The following is an 8253-nucleotide window of genomic DNA, read 5'->3' as shown; positions in this document are numbered from 1 at the left end:
TCCATATGTCGGACTACAAAACCGATATTTTGTTCTAACAAGACTTGCTGAGAGACGCCAATTGAGCGCAACATCTCAGTTCGAGCGCGTTCGAAAAACTTAAGATAGTTTGAATGGTATACAACACCACCTGCATCGGTGTCTTCGTAATACACTGTCACTGGCCACGTAAATGGCTTAGATAATCCCCGCAATTTGATACCACAATTCAAAACGATAAAGATCTCACTATAACCTAACTCCTTATCATTAATAGTATATCGCTGTGAATTTTTTGATTTAAGAGACGAAAAAAAAGGCCATCTGTATAAGATGACCTCTTTTTGGCTAAAAACCCAACAAGTATAAAGGTTCACGTCGTTATGAACCTAAATCCTTTGCCTTTTATAAAAGGCGCAGCACCGTTAGGTAGAGCAAAATTGTGAGTGAAACGTATGGGCTGAACAGTAGTTGCCACATCCAAGCTCTCGGCTTAAATCCGATACCGTAAACCATGCTTGAACATGCTGCCCAAATGAACATTGGCCCGATGATCGCGTTAAAGCCACCGATGCTTGTCGCATACGCTTCAGGTTCCCACATCACTAAACCTACATGCATGAACCCCAATACTAGAGATAAAGCTCTTAACAGAGTCTTATCCATTGGTTGATGCAGTTTAGCGATTTGCTCTGCGAGATTACTCACTGTCTTTATCCATCATTTCTGAATGCTCTAACCATAGAGCATTGATGATGCCGAATGCACATGCTAGAAGTACACCCAAAATCCATGCGAAATACCACATAAAATTTCTCCTAAGTTATTTAACTTCTAGCTTAGTAAGCTGAAACGTCGTTATCTTCGATGTGTTTCTTATCTAGACGACCGAACATTTTGTAGTATGTCCACGTTGTGTAGCCAAGAATCACAGGAACCATTACCGCCGCAACTCCAGTCATAAGACCAAGCGTTAGCTCACTTGCTGTTGAATCCCACATAGTCAAACTATGGTTAGGGTTCAGGCTTGATGGCATTACGAATGGGAACATTGCAAAACCAGCCGTTAGAATAACACCAGCGTTAGATAGGCTTGAGAACAAGAATGCGAAACCACCACGCTCAAAGCGAGATGCAATCACAGCAAGTAGTGGCATTACTACACCAAGAATCGGCGCAGCCCACATTGCTGGATACGTTTCGAAGTTTGTCATCCAAGCACCAACTTGAAGTGATACTTCTTTATTTAGTGGGTTTGAATCAGCAAACGTGTCTATCGTGCTTGTAATTACATAGCCTTCGATAGATTGAACCCAGAAACCACCGATAACGAACAGAGCAATAGCAATTAGGCCAGTGATCTGAGCAACGTTACGTGCGCGGCTGTGCAGTTCTTCTGTTGTCTTCATTTGAAGCCATGTTGCACCTTGCATCACGAACAACATCAGAGCCAACACGCCACATAGCAATGCAAACGGGTTTAGCAGAGCGAAGAACGTACCATGATACTTAGACATCATCAGGTAGTTCAGTTCGAATGGAACACCTTGCAGTAAGTTACCAAATGCTACACCAAAGATGATTGGCGGAACTGTGCCACTAAAGCAAAGTGCGTAGTCCCATGCCTTACGCCATTTTGGCTCTTCAATCTTTGAACGGTAATCAAGAGCAAGTGGACGTAGCCAAAGTGCTGCTAGCGTCACGTACATTGCAAAGTAGAAACCAGAAAACGACGTTGCGTAAACCAATGGCCATGCAGCGAACAATGCACCACCCGCCGTAATTAGCCATACTTGGTTGCCATCCCAGTGAGGGGCAATAGTATTCAGCATAATACGACGTTCAGTGTCGCTCTTACCGATAACCGGTGAAAGAGCAGCAACCCCCATGTCAAAGCCGTCAGTTACGGCGAAACCAACCAGTAGAACACCGATCAATACCCACCAAATAAGTCGTAAGCTTTCGTAATCAAACATAATATTCCCTCACTTATACTTCGACTGAACGGCTAACTTTGTCTTCAACAGAGTTATCGTTTTGTTCAAAGTGGTAACGGCCTGTCTTTAAGCTACTTGGACCTTTACGTGCGAATTTCAGCATTAGGTAAACTTCAGCAATCAAGAACACTGTGTACAGTGCAAGAATTGCAAATAGAGAAGTCCAAAGCTGTTCAATAGTCAGTGCTGATGCAGCAACGTTAACCGGCAAGATTTCACCCACCGCCCATGGTTGACGACCAAATTCAGCAACAAACCAACCTGCTTCAATCGCAATCCAAGGTAGTGGAATTGAGAATAGCGCCGCTTTAAGTACCCATGGTTTCTGTTCGATCTTCTGACGACACGTTTGAACAAACGCCGCACCGAATACAAACAGCATGATGAAGCCACAAGCAACCATCAGACGGAACGACCAGAATAGAGGCCAAACTGTTGGGATAGAATCATCCGCAGCCATTTGGATTTGGTCTTCTGTTGCATCAACAACGTCGTCTGTATAGCGCTTAAGAAGCAGTCCGTAACCTAGGTCACCTTTTACTTCGTCAAATGCCGCTTTGTTCTCTTCTGAACGGTCACCACCACGTAGCTTTTCAAGCAACTCATACGCATACATACCGGTACGAATACGATCAACGTGATCGTCGCGCAAGTCACGTAGTCCTGTTACTTCTGTATCAAAAGAACGTGTTGCAATAATACCCATAACGTAAGGGATCTTAATTGCGTAGTCTGTGTGCATGGTTTCTTGGTTTGGAACACCAAACACAGTGAACGCGGCCGGTGCTTCTTCAGTGTGCCATTCAGCTTCAATAGCTGCTAGCTTCACTTTTTGAACTTCACCAAGCTCGTAACCAGATTCATCACCTAGCACGATTACTGACAAGATTGCCGCCATACCGAAAGATGCTGCAATCGCAAAAGAGCGACGAGCAAAGGCAAGGTCACGACCTTTAAGAATGTAGTATGAGCTGATACCAAGGATGAACATTGCACCCGTTGTGTAACCAGACGCTACTGTGTGTACGAATTTAACCTGTGCTACTGGGTTTAGTACAACTTCAGCGAAGCTCACCATTTCCATACGCATAGTTTCAAAGTTAAATTCTGCACCCACTGGGTTTTGCATCCAGCCGTTAGCTACCAAGATCCAAAGCGCAGAGAAGTTAGAACCAAGTGCTACTAACCACGTTACCGCTAAGTGTTGACGCTTTGACAATCTGTCCCAACCGAAGAAGAAAAGACCAACAAAAGTAGACTCTAGGAAGAATGCAACAAGCGCTTCGATAGCCAGCGGAGCACCAAAGATGTCACCAACATAGTGAGAATAGTATGACCAGTTAGTACCGAACTGGAACTCCATGGTTAAGCCTGTCGCTACACCAAGAGCAAAGTTAATACCAAACAATTTACCCCAGAACTTAGTCATGTCCTTGTAAATTTGCTTGCCAGTCATTACATAAACTGACTCCATAATGGCAAGTAGAAATGCCATACCTAAAGTCAGTGGAACAAATAGGAAGTGATACATCGCTGTAAATGCAAATTGCAATCGCGACAGATCAACAACATCAATCATGGTAACTCCTTTGTGTCGGCTGAATGACACTTGTGTGATTATTCACCGCAAAAATCCGTGTTAAAACAATTCGTGAGATTGTTATTACAAATTGAAATTTGTAGTAAAAACGTACCGTTATAGTTAGATTATTGTTAAGCGTGAGCTAATATAGCTGACGCTAATATTACTGGTAAAATCAGTATGTTTCAAAAGGTTTATAGGAGAACCTTGCGTTGATTTGTATCAATTTTATTCAAGCAAATTAGAGTTATTTTTGAACAGTTATGATTAAAATCACACCAATTATGTCTCTATTAATAGCAGCATATGATATCTGTGACAAAAGCTCAGCACTGCATCAACATATGAATTACAACTACCCATAAAGTATTAACAAAAACCATAACAGCTTATTTCACTTTTTGTTACTCAATTCAAACATGAAATCAAAGTTTTCATTTTTGAGGGAGCTATTCAGCTTTTTTTATCGACTCGCTCAAAGAGTTGTTATTCAATAGAAAGCAAAAAATCCCAGCGCTTATGCAACTGGGATCTTTAAAAATGAATAAATTAACGATTAGATGGTTTATCGATGCCGAAGTGTAAATACGCTCTGTCGGTCGCGATTCGACCTCTTGGCGTTCTTTGTAGATAACCTTGTTGAATCAAGTAAGGTTCTAACACATCTTCAATGGTATCTCTTTCTTCACCAATCGCCGCAGCCATGTTGTCTATACCAACCGGCCCACCACCAAACTTCTCCATAATCGCAAGCAAAAGCTTCCTATCCATGTAGTCGAAACCTTTAGCATCGACATCCAACATGTTTAGCGCTTTATCAGCAACCTCTGGGCAAATATGTCCATCGCCTTTCACTTCCGCATAGTCACGAACACGGCGCAGTAAACGGTTAGCAATACGTGGCGTACCACGAGCTCGACGAGCAACTTCTAACGCCCCTTGCGATTCCATAGAAAGACCAAGACAATCAGCACTTCGTTGAACGATGCTTTGTAAATCTTCAACTTTATAGTACTCAAGACGCTGAGTAATACCGAAACGGTCACGCAACGGCGATGTCAGTGAACCAGCACGAGTGGTTGCGCCAATCAAAGTGAAAGGAGGAAGGTCGATCTTGATAGAACGTGCCGCTGGGCCTTCACCAATCATGATATCTAATTGGTAATCTTCCATTGCCGGATACAGAACCTCTTCAACCACAGGACTAAGGCGGTGGATCTCATCAATGAATAGAACATCATTTTCTTCAAGGTTGGTCAGCAATGCCGCCAAGTCACCTGCTTTTTCCAATACAGGTCCTGAAGTGGTACGAATGTTCACATCCATTTCATTAGCAACAATGTTTGCCAATGTGGTTTTGCCCAAGCCTGGAGGACCAAATATCAACAGATGATCGAGCGCCTCATTACGCATTTGTGCTGCTTTGATGAAAATTTCCATCTGACCACGGACGTGATCCTGACCTTGATAGTCAGCCAGTGCTTTAGGGCGTATTGCACGATCAATGACATCTTCATCTTTGAATACTGGGTTGTCCGGTGCAATAAGGCGATCGGCTTCAATCATAAATTCTGATATTCCTAACTATGCGCTTCTTGACGATGCGCTTCTTGACCCTGTGTAAAGGCAAAGTGAATGAATCTGTTTTGTAGAACGAGTATATGAGGTATTAAACCATCGATTTCAGAGCTTCGCGAATCAACTGTTCGCTGGTCATGCCATCTTTAGCTACTTGAGAAACCACCTTAGAAGCTTGAGTCGGCTTGTAGCCTAATGCAAGTAGCGCACTTACCGCTTCTTCTTCCGCGTCGTGCACCGTTGGCATAGAGTCAATAGGAGCTGCATCCGTCGCTGGAGTAAACAGGTCACCTGCGCCCCACCCTTTCAGGCGGTCTTTCATTTCAACGACCAGACGTTCTGCGGTTTTCTTACCAACACCCGGCAGTTTAACCAGCGTTGAGATATCTTCTCGTTCAACACTTTGAACGAATTGGCTAGCGGTCATGCCTGAAAGAATCCCAAGACCAAGTTTAGGACCGACACCATTCGCTTTAATCACTTCACGGAACAAGGCACGCTCTTTAACCGTGTTAAAACCATAAAGTAGCTGAGCATCTTCACGTACCACAAAATGAGTGTAGATAATTGCTTCTTCGCCTACGTTTGGTAACTCATAAAAACAACTCATTGGCATTTGAACTTCATAACCAACACCACTGACTTCAATCAATAATTCTGGTGGCTGTTTTTCTATTAATGTACCGCGGAGACGTCCGATCACAATTCACTCTCTTGATGGAATTTAATTTGGAGGACAGAATATAAAAGAACTGGATACTTATCCAGTTCTTTGTGTTTTTTGAAGTGAATTATTTAGACTTGCTTGGCTTGCGAGACCACGCAGTTCAAGCTCGCGACCAGTTCTTTAACCGAAGTCACATGACCTGTTAGTTCAGAACCATAATTAGCGACTAAGCCTGACACCGATTTAGTTTCCGCCACACTTTGGGCAACTTCTGAACTGGCGAGATCGAGCTCTTTCAATGAGTTCATCTGCATCGCCATAATATTAGTCAGTTGGTTAACGTCGGTCGAGATGGTTTGCACCTCGGAGATAATCCCGTTCATTTCATTGGCCGTGGTTTCAATGATTGCTCTGCCGTGTTCAACTTCTTCTTTACTGCGATCTAACAAAGTTCGAATCTCTATCGCGGAATGACTGCTTTTCGCCGATAATTCTCGCACTTGATCAGCGACGACAGCAAACCCTCGTCCTTGCTCACCAGCACGAGCCGCTTCGATTGCCGCGTTGAGTGCTAATAGATTGGTTTGCTCAGCAACCGAAGTGATCAAATCAGCGACTTTCATTATCTCTTGATTACTTTGAATGATCTGACTGATTGCACTGGTTGACGCTTCTAGCGACTCTGAGCTCTTTTGCGCTTTTGTGCCAACCGCTTCGCTGCGCTCTTTTAGTTCACCCACAAATAAATTGGATTCTTCGATGCCTTGAGTCATTTGATGGAGTTGTTGGCTCATCTGTTCTGCTGCACTCGCTTGAGATTCACAATTGACATTCAACACTTCGACTTGAGCATGCAAGTCTTGTGACTGCTGATCTAAATGAACCGAAACACCTTGTAGGCTCTCTGAATTCGAATTGGCTTGGTCGAGCACGATAGAGAGCCGACCTTCACTTTGCGTCGCTTGGTTGGCAACGTGTTGGCTTTCTGAAATCGCATCCTCTGCCATTTCAATCGCCACCTCTTTTTGCTTAGCGGTAAAGGCTTGGGCAATGCAGATCACCACCAGCGGCATAATCACACCAGACCAAGTTTCTACCACTACCGCATCGGGGGTTAGCTCAAGTAGAGGAAATGCAAATCCATTGAGATGTGCTGAGGTCATCACTAATGAAACGCCGATAACCAGTCCACTCCACACCAAAGCCACAATTCGTGTTCCTGACAAGAAAAAAGCGACCACTAACAAAGGCACCCAATAAGCTTGAGTGGAAGCCACAACCCCACCACTTTGATAAATGATGTTCAACGCGTGTACCGCCATGCCGACAAAACCAAAGTTAAGTGCAAGGCTCGGCTTACTCGTCACACGAAGTAGCAGTGCAGAGATCAGTTCGAATACGATAAGAAATACAGATGTGGCGATCAGAAGTTGCTCTTCGTGCTTAGTCCACTTGATTAAGCTATAGACACCCACGAAGAATGCGATAAAAGTGAAGAGTAATAAGATATCGGCTTGTCTGACTTCGTTGTTACTCCACCCATTGTTTTTAGGTAGAAACAGCGCGCACCACAGCTTGATTGGGTTCATCAGTGATCATCCTTGATTAACTTGTAAGACCTCCGACCAATGTTAATAACATGTTAAATGATACGCAATGTTATTATCTGGGTTATGTTCGAAAGATCTCATTTCATCAAGGATTTAGAGGCGTATTGTTTTGATATGAGCCAAACAGGGCGTGAGGCTCATCAATAGAATAAGTTTAAAAGGCAGAATTAGGAACTAACAATAGAATGAGATTTAACGGTAACGCCCTTTTCTTGCTCCCGTTGCTTTTCCTGCAAGTGCGACCAAGGTTTTATTGGTGTTAGCGTGAGTGATCGCTACGCCTAGAGCATCGGCTGCATCGGCTTGTGGTTTGGCAGGTAGTTTGAGCATGCTCATCACCATGTTCTGGACCATCGACTTATCAGCACCACCATTACCCGTCACCGCTTGTTTGATCAAACGAGCTGCATATTCATGAACAGGTAAATCCGCATTCACCGCGGCTACAATCGCACTACCACGAGCTTGTCCAAGCTTAAGTGCAGAGTCAGCGTTCTTCGACATGAAAACCTGCTCGATCGCAAACACATCCGGTTGGAACTGAGTGATGATTTCGCTCACGCCAGCGTAAATCTGTTTTAGTCGACCTGGCAGTTCTTTTTCGGAAGTACGAATACAACCACTACCTAAGTAATATAGATGGCGACCATTTTGACGAATCACGCCATAGCCGGTAATGCGAGAGCCAGGGTCAATCCCTAAGATAATAGACATAACTTCAATACTGATTATTTATACATGCTTTTCAGCTTAGTATATCGAACGCAAAAAAAAATGCCCGTCAAATTAACGGGCATTTTCTAATTTACTCACAAATCTTGACTAATTAATTAAGAGCTC

At 43.6% G+C, this 8253-nt stretch carries 9 protein-coding genes; all 9 read right to left on the bottom strand.

Annotated features, from left to right (window positions below):
* On the bottom strand, positions 1-212 hold a 212-nt coding region (locus tag AB4496_RS03165; RefSeq protein ID WP_372130581.1), incomplete at its 3' end, for a YbgC/FadM family acyl-CoA thioesterase.
* Between the two features lie 172 nt (positions 213-384).
* The gene (gene ybgE / locus AB4496_RS03160) at positions 385-687 is read right to left on the bottom strand and encodes a cyd operon protein YbgE (RefSeq protein ID WP_009846375.1); all 303 of its coding nucleotides are present in this window, start codon (positions 685-687) and stop codon (positions 385-387) included.
* On the bottom strand, positions 680-787 hold the full coding sequence (cydX, locus tag AB4496_RS03155) for a cytochrome bd-I oxidase subunit CydX (RefSeq protein ID WP_000270284.1): 108 nt from the start codon (positions 785-787) through the stop codon (positions 680-682). Before cydX ends, ybgE begins: the two co-directional genes overlap by 8 nt.
* A gap of 31 nt (positions 788-818) precedes the next feature.
* Positions 819-1955: a cytochrome d ubiquinol oxidase subunit II gene (gene cydB, locus AB4496_RS03150; RefSeq protein ID WP_009846374.1), complete on the bottom strand. Its 1137-nt coding sequence runs from the start codon at positions 1953-1955 to the stop codon at positions 819-821.
* 13 nt (positions 1956-1968) lie between these two features.
* Positions 1969-3555, bottom strand: a complete 1587-nt coding sequence (gene cydA / locus AB4496_RS03145) for a cytochrome ubiquinol oxidase subunit I (RefSeq protein WP_009846373.1) — start codon at positions 3553-3555, stop codon at positions 1969-1971.
* 552 nt (positions 3556-4107) lie between these two features.
* Positions 4108-5124, bottom strand: a complete 1017-nt coding sequence (gene ruvB, locus AB4496_RS03140) for a Holliday junction branch migration DNA helicase RuvB (RefSeq protein ID WP_102257360.1) — start codon at positions 5122-5124, stop codon at positions 4108-4110.
* Between the two features lie 103 nt (positions 5125-5227).
* On the bottom strand, positions 5228-5839 hold the full coding sequence (ruvA, locus tag AB4496_RS03135) for a Holliday junction branch migration protein RuvA (protein ID WP_017062079.1): 612 nt from the start codon (positions 5837-5839) through the stop codon (positions 5228-5230).
* 92 nt (positions 5840-5931) lie between these two features.
* Complete coding sequence (locus tag AB4496_RS03130; protein WP_102257361.1) at positions 5932-7392, bottom strand: methyl-accepting chemotaxis protein; 1461 nt, start codon at positions 7390-7392, stop codon at positions 5932-5934.
* A gap of 213 nt (positions 7393-7605) precedes the next feature.
* The gene (gene ruvC / locus AB4496_RS03125) at positions 7606-8127 is read right to left on the bottom strand and encodes a crossover junction endodeoxyribonuclease RuvC (protein ID WP_009846369.1); all 522 of its coding nucleotides are present in this window, start codon (positions 8125-8127) and stop codon (positions 7606-7608) included.
* Between the last annotated feature and the right edge of the window lie 126 nt (positions 8128-8253).

The sequence above is a fragment of the Vibrio sp. 10N.222.46.A1 genome (assembly GCF_041473595.1).
Classification (GTDB): domain Bacteria; phylum Pseudomonadota; class Gammaproteobacteria; order Enterobacterales; family Vibrionaceae; genus Vibrio; species Vibrio tasmaniensis_A.
Note: the sequence above shows the minus strand (reverse complement) of the source record. Positions and strands in the feature narration are given on the sequence as shown.